16 protein-coding genes are annotated in these 16,298 nt (G+C 65.5%); 6 read left to right on the top strand and 10 right to left on the bottom strand.

All coding sequences use genetic code 11. The annotated features are described in order from the left end of the window. Window positions 1-24: 24 nt before the first annotated feature. The 3 genes from lspA to AO057_RS16570 all read right to left on the bottom strand — a co-directional run bounded on the left by lspA (window position 25) and on the right by AO057_RS16570 (window position 4,423). The gene (gene lspA, locus AO057_RS16580) at window positions 25-519 is read right to left on the bottom strand and encodes a signal peptidase II (protein WP_057676984.1); all 495 of its coding nucleotides are present in this window, start codon (window positions 517-519) and stop codon (window positions 25-27) included. Beyond that, on the bottom strand, window positions 519-3,359 hold the full coding sequence (gene ileS, locus AO057_RS16575) for an isoleucine--tRNA ligase (protein WP_057676983.1): 2,841 nt from the start codon (window positions 3,357-3,359) through the stop codon (window positions 519-521). The genes lspA and ileS overlap by 1 nt, the downstream gene beginning before the upstream one ends. A gap of 89 nt (window positions 3,360-3,448) precedes the next feature. Then, entirely contained in the window at window positions 3,449-4,423 is a 975-nt protein-coding gene (locus AO057_RS16570; protein WP_057676982.1) for a bifunctional riboflavin kinase/FAD synthetase, read from the bottom strand. Between the two features lie 175 nt (window positions 4,424-4,598). On the opposite strand from AO057_RS16570, the gene AO057_RS16565 reads away from it, so the two are divergent. Then, window positions 4,599-5,159: an HNH endonuclease gene (locus AO057_RS16565; protein WP_057676981.1), complete on the top strand. Its 561-nt coding sequence runs from the start codon at window positions 4,599-4,601 to the stop codon at window positions 5,157-5,159. 52 nt (window positions 5,160-5,211) lie between these two features. Beyond that, window positions 5,212-5,589: a response regulator gene (locus AO057_RS16560; RefSeq protein ID WP_082605601.1), complete on the top strand. Its 378-nt coding sequence runs from the start codon at window positions 5,212-5,214 to the stop codon at window positions 5,587-5,589. A 39-nt stretch (window positions 5,590-5,628) separates the two neighbouring features. On the opposite strand, the gene AO057_RS16555 is transcribed toward AO057_RS16560, so the two are convergent. The 3 genes from AO057_RS16555 to AO057_RS16545 are packed head-to-tail and all read right to left on the bottom strand — an operon-like array spanning window position 5,629 to window position 8,689. Further along, complete coding sequence (locus tag AO057_RS16555) at window positions 5,629-6,744, bottom strand: acyl-CoA dehydrogenase family protein (RefSeq protein WP_057676979.1); 1,116 nt, start codon at window positions 6,742-6,744, stop codon at window positions 5,629-5,631. 17 nt (window positions 6,745-6,761) lie between these two features. Further along, entirely contained in the window at window positions 6,762-7,943 is a 1,182-nt protein-coding gene (locus tag AO057_RS16550) for an acyl-CoA dehydrogenase family protein (protein WP_057676978.1), read from the bottom strand. Window positions 7,944-7,963: 20 nt separating this feature from the next. Next, window positions 7,964-8,689 (bottom strand): YceH family protein, encoded by a 726-nt coding sequence (locus tag AO057_RS16545; RefSeq protein ID WP_371258284.1) that lies wholly within the window; start codon window positions 8,687-8,689, stop codon window positions 7,964-7,966. Between the two features lie 25 nt (window positions 8,690-8,714). Between AO057_RS16545 and purN the strand changes: the two genes are divergently transcribed. Further along, entirely contained in the window at window positions 8,715-9,296 is a 582-nt protein-coding gene (purN, locus tag AO057_RS16540) for a phosphoribosylglycinamide formyltransferase (protein WP_057676976.1), read from the top strand. A gap of 3 nt (window positions 9,297-9,299) precedes the next feature. Here the strand turns inward: purN and AO057_RS16535 are convergent, their stop codons facing one another. Further along, the gene (locus tag AO057_RS16535) at window positions 9,300-9,557 is read right to left on the bottom strand and encodes a DUF1653 domain-containing protein (protein WP_057676975.1); all 258 of its coding nucleotides are present in this window, start codon (window positions 9,555-9,557) and stop codon (window positions 9,300-9,302) included. Between the two features lie 16 nt (window positions 9,558-9,573). On the opposite strand from AO057_RS16535, the gene AO057_RS16530 reads away from it, so the two are divergent. After that, window positions 9,574-10,845 (top strand): RsmB/NOP family class I SAM-dependent RNA methyltransferase, encoded by a 1,272-nt coding sequence (locus AO057_RS16530; RefSeq protein ID WP_057676974.1) that lies wholly within the window; start codon window positions 9,574-9,576, stop codon window positions 10,843-10,845. A gap of 142 nt (window positions 10,846-10,987) precedes the next feature. Next, the gene (locus AO057_RS16525) at window positions 10,988-12,202 is read left to right on the top strand and encodes a DesA family fatty acid desaturase (RefSeq protein ID WP_057676973.1); all 1,215 of its coding nucleotides are present in this window, start codon (window positions 10,988-10,990) and stop codon (window positions 12,200-12,202) included. Window positions 12,203-12,891: 689 nt separating this feature from the next. Here the strand turns inward: AO057_RS16525 and argG are convergent. From argG to AO057_RS16510, 3 genes are read right to left on the bottom strand one after another with little or no spacing between them, the layout of a single operon-like run. After that, on the bottom strand, window positions 12,892-14,229 hold the full coding sequence (argG, locus tag AO057_RS16520) for an argininosuccinate synthase (RefSeq protein WP_057676972.1): 1,338 nt from the start codon (window positions 14,227-14,229) through the stop codon (window positions 12,892-12,894). Between the two features lie 5 nt (window positions 14,230-14,234). Further along, window positions 14,235-14,549, bottom strand: coding sequence for a pyrimidine/purine nucleoside phosphorylase (locus AO057_RS16515; RefSeq protein ID WP_057676971.1), 315 nt, complete (start codon window positions 14,547-14,549; stop codon window positions 14,235-14,237). A gap of 50 nt (window positions 14,550-14,599) precedes the next feature. Then, the gene (locus AO057_RS16510) at window positions 14,600-14,959 is read right to left on the bottom strand and encodes an ArsC family reductase (protein ID WP_057676970.1); all 360 of its coding nucleotides are present in this window, start codon (window positions 14,957-14,959) and stop codon (window positions 14,600-14,602) included. A gap of 18 nt (window positions 14,960-14,977) precedes the next feature. Here AO057_RS16510 and folC point away from each other — a divergent pair, with 18 nt between their 5' ends. Beyond that, entirely contained in the window at window positions 14,978-16,288 is a 1,311-nt protein-coding gene (gene folC, locus AO057_RS16505) for a bifunctional tetrahydrofolate synthase/dihydrofolate synthase (RefSeq protein WP_057676969.1), read from the top strand. The last annotated feature ends 10 nt before the right edge of the window (window positions 16,289-16,298 follow it).

Here is a 16,298-nt window from a genome sequence, read left to right as displayed (position 1 = left end):
GGTCAGAGTGTCAGGCCGGTGGACTCAGGCGCGCGAGCGCCGTACCCGCAAGAGCTCGTCGAGCAGCAGGAAGATCACACCCAGGGTGATGGCGCTGTCAGCCACGTTGAAGGCCGGGAAGTGCCAGCGGCCGACGTGGAAGTCCACCATGTCCACCACATAACCGTGGAGCAGGCGGTCCACTACATTGCCGATGGCGCCGCCCAGGATGCAGGTCAGCGCAAAGCAGAACAGGCGCTGGCCGGCATGGGTGCGCAGCATGTAGATGATGAACAGCGCCGACGCCACGCCGATGCCCACGAAGAACCAGCGCTGCCAGCCGTCGGCGCCGGCGAGGAAGGAGAAGGCCGCGCCGCGGTTGTGCACGCGCACGATGTTCAGGAAATCGGTCAGCACGGTGACCTCGCCCGGGTGGTAATAGACCAGGATCAGCACCTTGGTGATCTGGTCCACCACCAGGATCAGCAAGGCCAGGCCCAGCCACTGCAGCAGGCCGGCCGATTTGATGGCGCGGCCCATCAGGCGACCTTCCGGCTTTCACCGGCGCCATACAGGTTGCTGGTGCAGCGGCCGCACAGGGTGGGATGGGCGGCGTCCGCGCCGACGTCCTCGCGGTAGTGCCAGCAGCGCTCGCATTTCTGCGCGGTGCTGGGGGCGACCTGTACGGTCAGCGCACTGCCGGGCTGCAGCGTCACGGCCGAGGTGATGAAGACGAACTTCAGGTCCTCGCCCAGGCTGGCCAGCAGCGCGTGGTCGGCCGGCTCGGCTGCCAGGGTCACGGTGGCCTGCAGCGAGGCGCCGACCTTGCCCTCGGCGCGCAGCGCTTCGATGTCCTTGTTCACCGCGTCGCGGATCTCGCGGATGCGGGTCCACTTGGCGAGCAGTGCGGCGTCGGGCTGGCCCAGTTCGACATAGGTCTCCATGAAGATCGATTCGGACGAGCCGGCCACCTTCCACGCTTCCTCGGCCGTGAAGCTGAGGAAGGGCGCCATCCAGCGCAGCATGGCCTGGGTGATCTGGTACAGCGCGGTCTGGGCGCTGCGGCGTGCCAGCGACTTCGGGGCCGTGGTGTAGAGGCGGTCCTTGAGCACGTCCAGGTAGAAGGCGCCCAGGTCTTCGCTGCAATAGACCTGCAGCTTGGCGACCACCGGGTGGAATTCGTAGACCTCGTAGTGCGCCAGGATCTCGGCCTGCAGCTCAGCGGCCCGGCTCAGTGCGTAGCGGTCGATCTCCAGCAGCTGGTCCAGCGGCACGGCGTCCTTTTTCGGATCGAAGTCGCTCACGTTGGCCAGCAGGAATTTCAAGGTGTTGCGGATGCGGCGGTAGGTGTCCACCACGCGCGCCAGGATCTTGTCGTCGATGCCCAGGTCACCCGAGTAATCGGTGGCGGCGCACCACAGGCGGATGATCTCGGCACCCATCTTCTCGCTGACCTGCTGCGGGGCCACAACGTTGCCCACGCTCTTGCTCATCTTGCGGCCCTGGCCGTCCACGGTGAAGCCGTGGGTCAGCAGGCCGCGGTAGGGCGCGCGGCCGTACATGGCGCAGGCCGTGAGCAGCGAGCTGTGAAACCAGCCGCGGTGCTGGTCGTGGCCTTCGAGATAGAGGTCGGCTTCCGGGCCGCTTTCGTGGCCGGCGCCCGGGTGCGAGGTCTTGAGTACGGTGGTGTGGGTGGTGCCGGAGTCGAACCACACTTCCAGGATGTCGGTGCTCTTGCTCCACTGCGCGGCGTTGCTCTTGTCACCGATGCGCTGCAGGATCTCGGCGGTGGAGAGCTTGCTCCAGGCTTCGATGCCGCCCTGCTCCACGACTTGCGCGGCGAGGTCGATGATCTCGGGCGTGCGCGGGTGCGGCTCGCCGCTGTCCACGTCGAGCAGGAAGGGCAGGGGCACGCCCCAGCTGCGCTGGCGCGAGATGCACCAGTCGGGCCGGTTGGCGATCATGTCGCGCAGTCGGGTACGGCCGTTCTCGGGGTAGAAGCGGGTGTCGTCGATGGCGGCCAGGGCCATCTGGCGCAGGGTCTGCGGCGCCTTGTCCTTGGTGAAGATGCCCGTGCCTTCGTCCATGCGCACGAACCACTGGGCCGCGGCGCGGTAGATCACCGGCGTCTTGTGGCGCCAGCAGTGCGGATAGCTGTGCGTGATGTCCTGCGTGGCGAACAGACGGCCAGCGTTCTTCAGTGCTTCGAGCGCCACCGGCACGGCCTTCCAGATGTGCAGGCCGCCGAAGAGCGGGAAGTCCGCGGCGTAGGCACCGTTGCCCTGCACGGGGTTGAGGATATCGTCGTACTTCAGGCCGTGCGACACACAGCTGTTGAAGTCGTCCACGCCGTAGGCGGGTGCCGAGTGCACGATACCCGTGCCGTCGTCGGCGGTGGCGTAGTCGGCCAGGTAGATGGGGCTGAGGCGACGGTAGCCAGCATCCACGTCGTAGAGCGGATGCTTGAAGTTGATCAGGCCCAGCTTCTTGCCCACGGTGGTGGCCAGCACCTTGCCGCTGAGCTTGAACCGCTCCATGCATTTCTCGACCAGCACGGCCGCCAGCACCAGCAGGCCGCGTTCGGTCTGCACCAGCGCGTACTCCAGCTCGGGGTTGAGGTTGAGCGCCTGGTTGGCGGGGATGGTCCAGGCGGTGGTGGTCCAGATCACGGCATAGGCCGGCTGCTCCAGCTTGCCCAGGCCGAAGGCGGCCGCCAGTTTCTCGGGCTCGGCGCACTCGAAGCCCACGTCCAGCGTGCTGCTCTTCTTGTCCTGGTATTCGATCTCGAACTCGGCCAGTGACGAGCCGCAGTCAAAGCACCAGTAGACGGGCTTGAGGCCGCGGTAGACGAAACCGCGCTCCATCACGCGCTTGAAGGCGCGGATCTCGGCGGCCTCGTTGACGAAGTTCATCGTCTTGTACGGGTTGTCCCACTGGCCCAGCACACCCAGGCGCTTAAAGTCGGCCATCTGGCCTGCGATCTGCTCGGTGGCAAAGGCGCGGCTCTTGGCCTGCATCTCGTCGCGTGGCAGGTTGCGGCCGTGCAATTTCTCGATGGCGTTCTCGATGGGCAGGCCATGGCAGTCCCAACCCGGGATGTACTGAGCGTCCAGGCCCTTGAGCTGGCGCGCCTTGACGATCATGTCTTTCAGGACCTTGTTGACGGCGTGGCCGATGTGGATCGAGCCGTTGGCGTAGGGCGGGCCGTCGTGCAGGATGAATTTGGGCTTGCCCTGGCGCACGTCGCGCAGCTTCTTGTACAGGCCCTGGTCTTCCCATTGCTTGACCCAGCCCGGCTCGCGCTTGGGCAGGTCGCCGCGCATGGGGAAGGGGGTGTCGGGCAGGTTCAGCGTGGCGCGGTAATCAACTTTGTCGGTCATGGCAAACTTTTCGAGAGACGTGGCGGCCCGCGCAGCAGGCCGGCGGGGGCAGATTCAGGCGCGGGGCAAGGTGCGCCAGTGATGCCCCGTCAAATTCGCCGGGCGAACCAGGCGCGCGCAGCATCGCAGTCCCGGGTGATGCCTTGCGTGAGGGCATCCAGGCTGTCGTATTTCAGTTCGTCGTGCAGTTTGTGCAGCAGTTCCACGCGGATGATTTTACCGTAGGCCCCCTCGGCGCCCAAGGCGGCCGGCCAGTCCAGACTATGGGTCTCCAGCAGCACCCGCCCGCCGTTCACGTCGGTCGGGTCCAGCGAGGGTCGCACCCCCAGGTTGGCCACCCCGCGCAGGGGCTGGGCATCCAGGCCGTGCACCAGCACCGCAAAGATGCCGCTGGCGGCCGGTTTCCAGTGGGTGAAGCGCAGGTTCAGGGTCTTGAACCCCAGCTCGCGCCCGAGCTTGCGGCCGTGCAGCACGTGGCCGGAGATGTGGTACGGGTGGCCCAGCAGGCGGGCCGCGTCGTCCATGCGGCCCTCGGCCAGGGCAGCGCGCACGGCCGAGCTGGAGACGCGCAGGCCATGGACCTCGTAGCTGTTCATGCGGGCGACGTCGAAGCTTTTCCGGGTGCCGGCGGCGTCCAGCAGGGCGTAGTCACCGGCGCGTTTGGCGCCGAAACGGAAGTCGTCGCCCACCAGCACGTAGCGTGTGCCCAGGCCGCGCACCAGCACGTCGTCGATGAAGGCTTGGGGACTCAGCGAGGCCAGGCGGGCGTCGAAGGGCAGCACGATCACCTGGTCGATGCCGCAGCGCTGCAGGTCGGCCAGCTTGTCGCGCAGGGTGGCGATGCGGGCCGGGGCCAGGGCGGCGTTGCCCGTGGCACCGGCAAAGTAGTCGCGCGGGTGCGGCTCGAAGGTCATGGCGCAGCTGGGCACGCCGCGCTGCGCGGCCTCGCCGCGCAGCAGCGCCAGCATGGCCTGGTGGCCTCGGTGCACGCCGTCGAAATTGCCGATGGTCAGGGCACAGGCGGGGGCGATGCCGGGGTGGTTGAAGCCGCGGAAGACTTTCATGGGGTTGATATATTTTTGATAGCGGGCCAGGCCCTCGCCTGAGGCAGTTGCCGCCAATTCGTCATGAAAACAGGGTATATTGTGTCCGAATGGCGAGGCGGCTCCGTAGCAAGGAGCCACCGCAGACGCAAACGTTCCGTTTGGATGGTTCTCGTAACCGGTCAGGAGGCGTGTTTTGAAGGTCTTGAAGCTGTCAGCCCAGGGATTGCCCCAGTCCTGGATTTCGCTCGAGGAAGCGGTGTTGCACTACGCCGCCGACGAAGTGCGCTGGGAAGCGGGCGGCGAGATCGCCGTGTTCCATGGTGGCCACAACGCCATCACCGGTGAGCAGTCCGTCATCACGGTCAACAGCATCATCGGCACCAAGGGCGTGCCCAGCATCAACCCCTTCGACCTGCGCCCCAGCCTGACCAACAGCAAGCTCTTCACGCGCGACCGCAACGTCTGTGCCTACTGCGGTGTCGACCACCACGAGACCGAGCTCACCCGCGAGCACATCATCCCCTTTGCCCAGGACGGCCAGGACCACTGGATGAACGTGGTCACTGCCTGCCGCGCCTGCAACCACCGCAAGAGCAGCCGCACGCCCGAGCAGGCCGGCATGCCCCTGCTCTACGCTCCCTACATCCCCAGCCTCTGGGAAGACTTCATCCTGCGCAACCGCCGTATCCTGGCCGACCAGATGGAGTTCCTCATGGCGCACGTGCCACGCTCATCGCGCCTCTTGATCAACTGATCCGCGGGGATCGTCAGGTCGCTGGCAAGCTCCTCCGCTACCATCCGCGACCATGACAACCCAGCGTCCATTGCGGGTCCTGGTGACCGACGATGATCCGATCCAGCTTCGCATCGCCGCGCGTCTGTTGCGTGAGCTCGGGCATTCCGGCGCGCTGGCCAACAACGGCCAGATCGCCCTGGACATGCTGGAGCGCCTGCCCTTCGACCTCATGCTGCTGGACCTGAGCATGCCGGTGCACGACGGCCTGGCCACGCTGGCCGGCCTGCGCGAGCGCCGCGCCCGCGGACAGGCCACCCTGCCGGTCATCCTGGTCAGCGGCAATGACCTGGCAGCCAACTGGGCCTATTACCGCGATGCCGGCGCCAGCGGCTACCTGGTCAAGCCGCTGGACATCAAGGCCCTGGAAGCCGCGCTGCTGAAATTGTGAGCGCGCCATCCGTCCTGTTCCGAACGGACGGCCGCACCTTCAGGCGAAGACGCCAGCCGTTTCCTGCATGCGGGCCGAGACCTCGCCCAGCTGGTGCAGGCTGTCGCCATACGTCATCTCCAGCTGCGTCAGCTTCTTGAAGTAGTGGCTGACGATGTACTCGTCGGTCACGCCTATGCCGCCATGCAGTTGCACGGCCTGCTGGCCGACAAAACGCATGGACTGTCCCAGCTGGACCTTGGCGCGCGCCATGGCCCGACGGCGTTCGTCGGCCGGGGCGTTGAGCTTGAGGCTGGCGTAATAGCTCATGGAGCGTGCCAGTTCCAGTTGCATCTTCATGTCGGCGGCGCGATGGCGCAGCGCCTGGAAGCTGGCAATCGCCACGCCGAACTGCTTGCGCGTGTTCATGTAGTCCAGGGTCACGGCCAGGGTCTGGTCCATCACGCCCACGGCTTCGGCGCACAGCGACGCGATGCCGATGTCCACCGCGTGCTCCAGGGCGGTGAGACCCTCGGCCGTGACGAGTTGCGCCGCGGCCTTGTCCAGCACCACGTCGGCGGCGCGGCCGCCATCCTGCGTGCCGTAACCGCGTGTGCTCACGCCCTTTGCTGTGCGCTCGACCAGGTACAGGGCCAGCTTGCCACCGGCCATGGCAGGCACGAGAAAGGCATCGGCCTGGTCGCCGGCCGGCACCATGTTCTTGGTACCCGACACGGTCCAACCGCTGCCCGCTTGTGTCGCCGTGGCTGCGCACACATCCAGGCGATAACGCGCCTTGCGCTCCTGCTGGGCCAGCACCACGAGCGCTTCGCCACCGGCGATGCGCGGCAGCCAGCTGCTCTTGAGATCCGCACCCGCGTAGCCGGACAGCACGGCGCCGGCGATCAGGCTTTGCGCCAGCGGTTCCAGCACGATGCCGCGGCCCAGCTCCTCCATGACCACCATGCCCTCGATCGGGCCCATGCCCAGGCCACCCTCGTCTTCGGGGATGTAGAGACCGCACAGGCCCAGTTCGGCCAGTTCGGTGTAGGCCTCGCGCGAGAAACCGCCCTTGGCCTCGATGCCGCGGCGGCGTTCAAAGTTGTAGCCCTTCTCCACCCATTTGTGCACGGCGTCGCGCAGTTGCTGCTGGTCGTCGGTGAAATCGAAATCCATGTTCTGTCTCCTTGTGCTCAGCCGAGGATGGTTTGAGCCACGATGTTGCGTTGCACTTCGTTGGAACCACCGTAGATGGTGGTCTTGCGCATATTGAAATAGGTCGAGGCCAGCGGGGCGTTGGCCAGCACGCCGCCCGGGTAGTTCCCTTGCCAGCCGGCTTCCATCGCCTCGCGGATCAGCGGCAGGGCGTAGGGGCCGGCGGCCAGCATCATGAGTTCGGCGTAGCGCTGCTGGATCTCGCTGCCGCGGATCTTGAGCAGGCCAGCGATGTCCAGCGAGTTCTTGCCCGACTTCTCGGCGGACAGCACACGCAGCACCAGCATTTCCAGCGCCACCACGTCCACCTCCAGTTTGGCGATCTCGTCGCGGAAGCGCACGTCTTCGTAGACCCCTTCGGCCTTCGCGATGCGCTTGAGGCGTTCCAGTTCGCGCTTGGCACGGTTCACGTCGGCGATGTTGGTGCGCTCGTGGCTGAGCAGGTGCTTGGCATAGGTCCAGCCCTTGTTCTCTTCACCGATCAGGTTCTCGGCCGGCACCTCGACGTTGTCGAAGAAGACCTCGTTGACCTCGCACTCGCCGTCGAGCAGCTTGATCGGCCGCACGGTGACGCCCTTGGACTTCATGTCGATCAGCAGGAAGGAGATGCCGGTTTGCGGCTTGCCTTCGTTGCTGGTACGCACCAGGCAGAAGATCCACTCGCCGTACTGGCCCAGGGTGGTCCACGTCTTTTGGCCGTTGACGATGTATTTGTCACCCTTGCGCTCGGCGCGGGTCTTCACCGAGGCGAGATCGGAGCCCGAACCCGGCTCGCTGTAACCCTGGCTCCACCAGACTTCGCCGCTGGCGATGCCGGGCAGGAAGCGCTGCTGCTGTTCCGGGCTGCCGAAGGCCATGATGACCGGGGCCACCATCACCGGGCCGAAGGGGATGACACGTGGTGCACCGGCCAGCGCGTTTTCTTCTTCGAACAGGTGCTTCTGGATGGCGTTCCAGCCCGGGCCGCCAAACTGCTTGGGCCAGCCCCAGCCCAGCCAGCCCTTTTTGCCCAGGATCCTGGCCCAGCGCTGGTGATCGTCACGCGTCAGCTGCAGGGCGTTGTGCACCTTGTGCGAGATGTCGGCCGGGAGGTTCGCGCGCACCCAGGCGCGGATCTCCTCGCGGAATGCTTGTTCTTCAGGGGTGAATGCCAAATCCATGGGGGTCTCCAAAAGGGGCGTCAGTCTGAAACTTCTGAGGTTTTAGCACGGTCGTTCGCTTGCGGCTGTCCAAGTGGTGACATGCCGAGTTCTGCGCACAGTTTCTCGACGGTGGCGCGCAGTTGTGTCACCTCTGCTTCGAGTTGTTCCAGCCGCTCCACGGTGTTACCGGTGGCCTCGCCACCTGAGACGCGGGAAGCCGGCATGGCCCCGGCTTGTGTCTCGTCCACCGGGCCACACAACAGGTGCGCCCAACGTTGCTCACGCGTGCCCGGTGTCCTGGCCAGCTTGATGACCAGGGGGCCGCCTTTTTCGGCCGGGCGGTCTTGCAGTTCCTCCAGGAACCCTTCCACGGAGGAGATGTCGGCAAACTTGTACCAGCGTTCGGTGTTGAGCCGCAACTCGCCCGCGGTTTGCGGGCCACGCAGCATCAAGAGGCCCAGCAGCACGGCCGATTGCTCCGGCACGCCGATGGCGCGCTGGAAATTGTGCTCATAACGTGCCGTGCGCCCGCCGCTGACTTCGCGCACCAGCCCGAGCGGCTTGAGGGTGTCCAGTGCGGTGGCGACCTGCGCCTCATCCAGTTCCATCAGCGGCTCGCGGCTGGTCTTCTGGTTGCAGCCCAGCAGCAGCGAGTTGAGCGTGAGCGGATAGCTGTCCGGCACGGTGCGGGCTTTTTCCATCAGGGTGCCGAGCACACGCGCCTCCACGGCGCTGAGGGTCGATGGCTGGGTCGGGGTGGGGATGCTCGGGGTCATAATTCGTGCCGGTATGAAGAACATCGTCATTTTGATCTCAGGCGGCGGCTCCAATATGGCAGCCATCGTCCAGGCCGCCGGGCGCGAGCACTGGCAAGACCGATGGGGCGGGCGCGTGGCCGCGGTCCTGAGCAACAAGGCCGATGCCAAGGGCCTGGTCTTTGCCCGTGAGCAGGGCATCGCCACCGCCGTGCTCGACCACAAGGCTTTCGACAGCCGCGAGGCCTTCGACGCCGCGCTGATGGCCGCCATCGACGCCCACCAGCCTGCGCTGGTGGTGCTGGCCGGTTTCATGCGCATCCTGACGCCGGGTTTTGTCGGGCATTACGCCGGGCGCCTGCTCAATATCCATCCTTCGTTGCTGCCGGCCTTCACGGGCCTGCACACGCACCGCCGCGCCATCGAGGCCGGTTGCAAGTTCGCCGGCGCCACCGTGCACCAGGTCACGGCCGAACTGGACCACGGGCCCATCCTGGCGCAAGCCGTGGTGCCGGTGCTGCCGCAGGACGACGAGCACACGCTGGCGGCTCGTGTACTGACGCAGGAGCACCAGATCTACCCGCGGGCGATTGCCGAATTGCTACAGAAGTTGTAGCAATCAGGGCGCAGGTGAACCCGCTTCGCCCACCCAGGTGAAGCGCGGCTGGCGGACGCCGGCGATCACGACGTCCTCGCTGAACATGGCGGCCGGCCGCACCCACAGGCCGCGCTCGCCGTAGAGCGCGCGGTACAGGGTCATGGGTTCCAGCGTTTCGCTGTGGCGCGCCGTGCCCAGCACCTCGTACATGAGATTCTTGTAATGCCGGTAGAGGCCGGGGCGGGTTTCGATCAACGGGGGAAGGTCTTTATCGCTCATGGGACAATTCTGACCTATGCACCCTCAAACCCTGCTGGACGTCTGCACCGAACTGGTCCGGCTCACCCTCAAATTCGACCATCCGGCCGACGCCATCGTGTCGCGCTTTTTCCGCGAACACCGCGGCCTGGGCCCGCGGGAACGCGCCACCCTGGCCGAGACGGTCTACACCGTGCTGCGCAAGAAGCTGCTGTTTGAGAAGCTGGCGCTCTCGGGCAGCGGGCCCCGGGAGCGGCGCCTGGCCATCCTCGGCTTCTACGGCCCGCGTGACTTCATCAAGAGCGTGCTGACCGAGCAGGAAAAGCAATGGCTGGACTATTGCGACCAGGTCAAGCCGCAGGAGCTGCTTGATCTGCATCGCCACAACCTGCCCGAATGGCTGGTGCAACCGCTGAAAGACCAGCTGGGCGCAGGCTTCTGGCCTCTGGTCGAAAGCCTCAACCTGGGCGCGGGCCTGGACTTGCGCGTCAACACGCAGCTGGCCAAGCGCGAGGCGGTGCAGAAGGAATTGAAGGAGGCGGGCATCAAGGCGGTGCCCACGCCGTATTCACCCTGGGGTTTGCGCATCGAGGGCAAGCCTGCGCTGAACAAGCTGGACGCCTTCACGCGCGGGGCCATCGAAGTGCAGGACGAGGGCTCACAACTGCTGGCCATGCTGCTGGACGCCCATCGTGGCGAGATGGTGGTGGACTTCTGTGCCGGTGCCGGCGGCAAGACCCTGGCCATCGGCGCGGCCATGCGCAGCACGGGCCGGCTGTATGCCTTCGACACCTCGGGCCACCGGCTCGAAGCCCTCAAGCCCCGACTGGCACGCAGCGGCCTGTCCAATGTGCACCCGGCCGCCATCGCCCATGAGCGTGACGAGCGCATCAAGCGCCTGGCCGGCAAGATCGACCGCGTGCTGGTCGATGCCCCCTGCTCCGGCCTGGGCACCCTGCGCCGCAACCCGGACCTGAAATGGCGCCAGAGCCTGCAGGCTGTGGAGGAAATGACGGTCAAGCAGGCCGCCATCCTGGCCAGCGCGGCGCGCCTGCTCAAGCCCGGCGGGCGCCTGGTCTATGCCACCTGCAGCGTCCTGCCCCAGGAAAACGAGGCCATCGCCGAGGCCTTCAGCACGGCCCACCCGGATTTCGAGCCGATTGAAGCCGGCCAGATCCTGGCCGACCTCAAGGTGCCCGGCGCCGAGCGTCTGTGCAGCGGGGGTGCGAATGGTTTGCGTTACCTGCGTCTTTGGCCCCATCTGCATCAAACAGACGGCTTCTTTGCCGCAATTTGGCAAAAAAAGTAGTCAATTGACTTGAATTAAGGTTTTCCGCCTAAAGCTGGCCAACTATGGTCAAAACAGGGTGGAACCCTTAGAATCCATGTCACAGGCCCGGTCGCTTATTTAAGGCGGGGCTTATTCCTATTCACTACGTTGAGAGACTTCTATGTTCTTACCTGACTGGGCTGTGCTGAACGCGGCCATCGACTGGCTGGCGCACGGCCTGTTGGATCTGAGCTGGTGGCAGATTGCCCTGGTCGCCCTGGCCTTGACCCACATCACGATTGCCAGCGTCACCATCTTTCTGCACCGCCACCAGGCGCACCGCGCGCTGGATCTGCACGCCATCCCCTCGCACTTCTTCCGCTTCTGGCTGTGGCTGACCACCGGCATGGTGACCAAGGAATGGGCCGCCATCCACCGCAAGCATCACGCCAAGTGCGAGCAGGCCGAAGACCCGCACAGCCCGCAGGTCTACGGCATCAAGAAGGTCTTCTTCGAAGGCTCCGAGTTGTATCGTGCCGAAGCCAAGAACCAGGAAACCATGGCCCGTTACGGCCACGGCACCCCGGACGACTGGATCGAGCGCAACCTCTACACCCGTTACTCCTGGCAGGGCGTGGGCGTGATGCTGATCATCAACCTGGCCCTCTTCGGCGCCGCTGGTGCGGCCGTGTGGGCCCTGCAGATGGCCTGGATCCCGATCACCGCCGCCGGCATCATCAACGGCATCGGTCACTACTGGGGTTATCGCAATTTCGAGGCGCCTGACGCCAGCACCAACATCTCGCCCTGGGGCATCATCATCGGCGGTGAGGAGTTGCACAACAACCACCACACCTATCCGACCTCGGCCAAGCTGTCCGTGAAGCCCTACGAGTTCGACATCGGTTGGCTCTACATCAGCATCCTGAGCGCCATGGGTCTGGCCAAGGTCAAGAAGACCGCACCGAAGCTGGCCCTGGGTGACATCAAGCCCGTGGCCGACGACAAGACCCTCGAGGCCCTGATCGCCAACCGCTACGAGATCATGGCCGGCTACGCCGCCGGCATGCAGCGCGCCTTCCAGCAGGAAGTCGCCTCCCTCAAGGCCCGCAGCGCCGACACCGCCGTCATCAAGGCCGCCAGCCGCTGGCTGCACCGCGACGAAGACAAGGTGCCCGCCACCGTGGCGCCCGTGCTGGCCCAGGCCCGCGCCGCATCCCCGGTGCTGGACAAGATGGTCACCATGCGCGAAGAACTGCGCCAGCTCTGGCTGAACACCTCGCTCTCGCGCGAGCAACTGATCGCCAATCTGCAGGCCTGGTGCCATCGCGCCGAGGAAAGCGGTATTGCCGCGCTGCAGGAGTTCTCGATGAAGTTGCGGATGGCTCGGGCTTAATCCCCGTTTCCCTTCTTCCTGACGAAGCCCGCTTTCATGCGGGCTTTTTCTTTTCTGCGTTATGTGTTTGTTGATGTGGCTTTGTCGGGATGTGCGCCCGACAGCGCAGTAACTTTCTCTTGCGTGCCCAAGAGAAAGTCACCAAAGAGAAGGGCAGCCGAAGTCAGGGCCCCTGCGGGGTACCTTGCGCTGCTCGCATCGGGCGGGGTCGGGCTAAACTCGCTGCGCTCAAACAACGCCCGCCCTGATCCGCCCGCTGCTGCGCTGCTCAGCCCTGCCACACGGCATAGGGATCCGGACAGCCGGGAGCCAACAGCCGAGAACAGAACAGCCAAACAAGGACGCGCCATGGCGCGTCCTTGTGGTCTTTGGTTTTGGTATCCGGTTCCCCTCTGCCGTGTGCGGAGGCGAGTAGCGCAGGCAAGGGCGGAATAAGAAGTGCAGATGTCTGAGCCCGCAGGGCGAGTTTCTGCACTTCCCGCCCTTGCCGAGCAACGCAGTGTGCCCGGAGCGTAGCGGAGGGACGACGCACCCGGCTCGCCTTTCTTTTGGGTACTTTGCTTTGGCGAAGCAAAGAAAAGTTCCTCGCCCGCCGGGGCGAGACCCGGCCAGCCACGCGAGCAACAGCGCGCAGCGGAAACAGAAAAGCCACCCGCAGGTGGCCTTCCAGATACCAGCGTGGAAAGAGACTATTTCTTGCTCTTGCCGATCGACAGCAACTCAGCTCCCACTCCTGCCGACAACAAGCCGGTCCCGGAATAGATGCCCAGCTTGGCCCGCGTGTCCGTGATGTCCAGGTTGCGCATGGTCAACTGGCCGATGCGATCCAGCGGGCTGAAGGGCGCGTCTTCCACCTTCTCCATGCTCAGGCGCTCGGGCGCGTAGGTGAGGTTGGGGCTGACCGTGTTGAGGATGGAGTAGTCGTTACCGCGGCGCAGCTCCAGCGTGACTTCGCCGGTGACGGCGTGGGCAATCCAGCGCTGGGCGGCTTCGCGCAGCATGATGGCCTGCGGGTCGAACCAGCGGCCCTGGTAGAGCAGGCGGCCCAGCTTGCGGCCGTTGTCGCGGTACTGCTCGATGGTGTCTTCGTTGTGGATGCCGGTCACCAGGCGCTCATAGGCGATGTGGAGCAGGGCCAGGCCGGGGGCCTCGTAGATGCCGCGGCTCTTGGCCTCGATGATGCGGTTCTCGATCTGGTCGCTCATCCCTAAACCGTGGCGCCCGCCGATGCGGTTGGCTTCCAGGATCAGTTCCACCGGGTCGCTGAACTGCACGCCATTCAGGGCGACCGGCTGGCCTTCCTCGAAGCGCACGGAGACTTCCTCGCGCTTGACGACCACGTCGTCCTTCCAGAATGCGACACCCATGATGGGGTTTACGATCTTCATGCCGCTGTTGAGGTGCTCCAGGTCTTTCGCCTCGTGGGTGGCGCCCAGCATGTTCGAGTCGGTGCTGTAGGCCTTCTCGGCACTCATCTTGTAGCCGAAGCCGTGCTGCGTCATGAAGGCGCTCATCTCGGCGCGGCCGCCCAGTTCGTCGATGAAGAGCTGGTCCAGCCAGGGCTTGTAGATCTTGAGCGAGGGGTTGGTCAGCAGGCCGTAGCGGTAGAAACGCTCGATGTCGTTGCCCTTGAAGGTCGAGCCGTCACCCCAGATGTTGACGTCGTCTTCCTTCATGGCGGCCACCAGCATGGTGCCGGTGACCGCACGGCCCAGCGGCGTGGTGTTGAAGTAGGTGGCACCGGCTGTGGTGATGTGGAAGGCACCGGCCTGCAGCGCGGCAATGCCTTCGTGCGCCAGCTGGCGGCGGCAGTCGATCAGACGGGCCAGCTTGGCGCCGTATTCCATGGCCTTGCGCGGGATGGCGTCGTAATCGGGCTCGTCGGGCTGGCCCAGGTTGGCGGTGTAGGCGTAGGGTTCGGCGCCCTTGAGCTTCATCCACAGCAGGGCGGCGCTGGTGTCCAGGCCGCCCGAGAAGGCGATGCCGACCTTCTGGCCGATGGGGAGGTTTTGCAGGATGGTGGCCATGAGGATCAACCGAAGTGGCAGATGTAGTGGTAGGGCTCGGTCACTCGGATTTCAAACGAGGAGTTGCCGGGCACGCTGAACTTCTGGCCAGCGGCGGATTTGACCCAGGCGTCGGTGCCCTTGAGCTTGTACTCGCAGCTGCCGGCCACGCATTCCATGATCTCGGGGGCGCCGGTGTTGAAGGTCAGGGTGGCGGGCAGGACCACGCCGACCGATTTTTTGGTGCCGTCGGCCAGGGTGATGCTGTGGCTGACGCATTTGCCGTCGAAATAGACATTGGCCTGGGTGGCGACGGTCACGCCGTTGTATTGCTGGGTCATGGTGTGGTGCTCTGTTTGCAGGGGCGAATCCGCGATTTTAAGGCAGCGGCCTAGTTCAGCCGGGCCAGCCAGTTGGTGGCGTCGAAGCCCACGCTCACATCCCGGGTGTTCCATTCAACGACGGGCCGTTTGATCACGCTGGCCTGGGCCAGCATGAGGGCGCGGGCGCTCGCGGCATCGGTGACGGCGGCCTGGGTGGCGGCGTCCAGCTTGCGCCAGGTCGTGCCCTGGCGGTTCAGCAGCTTTTCCCAGCCAGCGCTGGCCAGCCAGTGGTCCAGCCGGGCTTCGGGCACCCCCAGCTTCTTGAAATCGTGGAACTGCACCTCCACCTGATGTTCAGCAAGCCAGGCGCGCGCCTTCTTGACCGTGTCGCAGTTGGGGATGCCGTAGAGCGTGATGGGATGCTTCATGGGGGACAATTGTCGGATATGTCGAGCTTGAACACACTTTCCGACTGGCTGGCCTACTGCGAGCGCCTGCATCCCAAGACCATCGACATGGGGCTGGACCGCGTCAAGGCCGTCGCACAGCGCATGGGCCTGCATTTCGATTGCCCCATCATCACCGTGGCCGGCACCAACGGCAAGGGTTCCACCTGCGCCATGCTGGAGTCCATCCTCGGCCAGGCCGGTTACCGCACCGGTGTCTACACCTCGCCGCATCTGGTGCATTTCGAGGAGCGCCTGCGCCTGCGGGGGGAGATGGTGAAGGCTGACGAACTGCTGCCCTGCTTCGCACGCGTCGAGCAGGCCCGCACGGCCGGCGGAGACGAAATTTCGCTGAGTTATTTCGAATTCACCACCCTGGCCATCCTCGACTGCATCGCGCACGCTGGCGTGGACGTGGCCGTCCTGGAGGTGGGCCTGGGCGGGCGGCTCGATGCCGTCAACATCCTGGACGCCGACTGCGCCATCATCACCAGCATCGATCTGGACCACATGGAGCTTCTCGGCCCCGACCGCGAGAGCATCGGTCGCGAGAAGGCCGGCATCATGCGCACCGGGCGCCCGGTGGTGGTGAGCGACCCCATCCCGCCGCAAAGCGTGATCGACCATGCCGCCGCCATCGACGCCGAACTCTGGCGTTTCGGTCGCGACTTCAACTATTCCGGCGACAAGCAGCAGTGGAGCTGGGCCGGCCGGGACCGTCGTTACAGCGGCCTGGCCTACCCGGCGCTGCGCGGCGCCAACCAGCTGGTCAACGCCTCGGGGGTGCTGGCCGCCCTCACGGCGCTGCGCGAGAAGCTGCCGGTGACGGCGCAGGCCGTGCGCAACGGCCTGGCCTTCGTGGAGCTGCCCGGGCGCTTCCAGATCATCCCGGGCCAGCCCACCCTGGTGCTGGACGTGGCGCACAACCCGCATTCGGTGGCGGCGCTGACAGCCAACCTGGACGCCATGGGGTACTTCCCGACGACCCATGCCGTTTTCGGCGCCATGGCCGACAAGGACCTGGCGCCCATGCTGGCGCGCATCATGCCCCTGGTGGACCGCTGGTATTTCACCGACCTGCCCACGCCGCGGGCCGCCGGTGCGGCCGATCTGCAGGCCCGGTGCCAGGCGCTGAACCCGCGCGTGGCCGGGACGTCCGCGCTCTTTGCCGACCCTCTGCAGGCCCTGGGCGCGGCCATCGCCGCAGCGGACCCCGCTGATAGAATCGTGGTCTTCGGATCGTTCTACACGGTCGGTGGCGTTCTGAAGGAAGGCGTGCCGCGCCTTCAAGCCCAGCATCTCAAACCCTGAACCCGCAGCA

The sequence above is a fragment of the Curvibacter sp. PAE-UM genome (genome assembly GCF_001432305.1).
In the GTDB taxonomy this organism is placed as follows: Bacteria; Pseudomonadota; Gammaproteobacteria; order Burkholderiales; family Burkholderiaceae_C; genus Hylemonella.
This window is presented reverse-complemented; position numbering and strand designations above follow the sequence as displayed.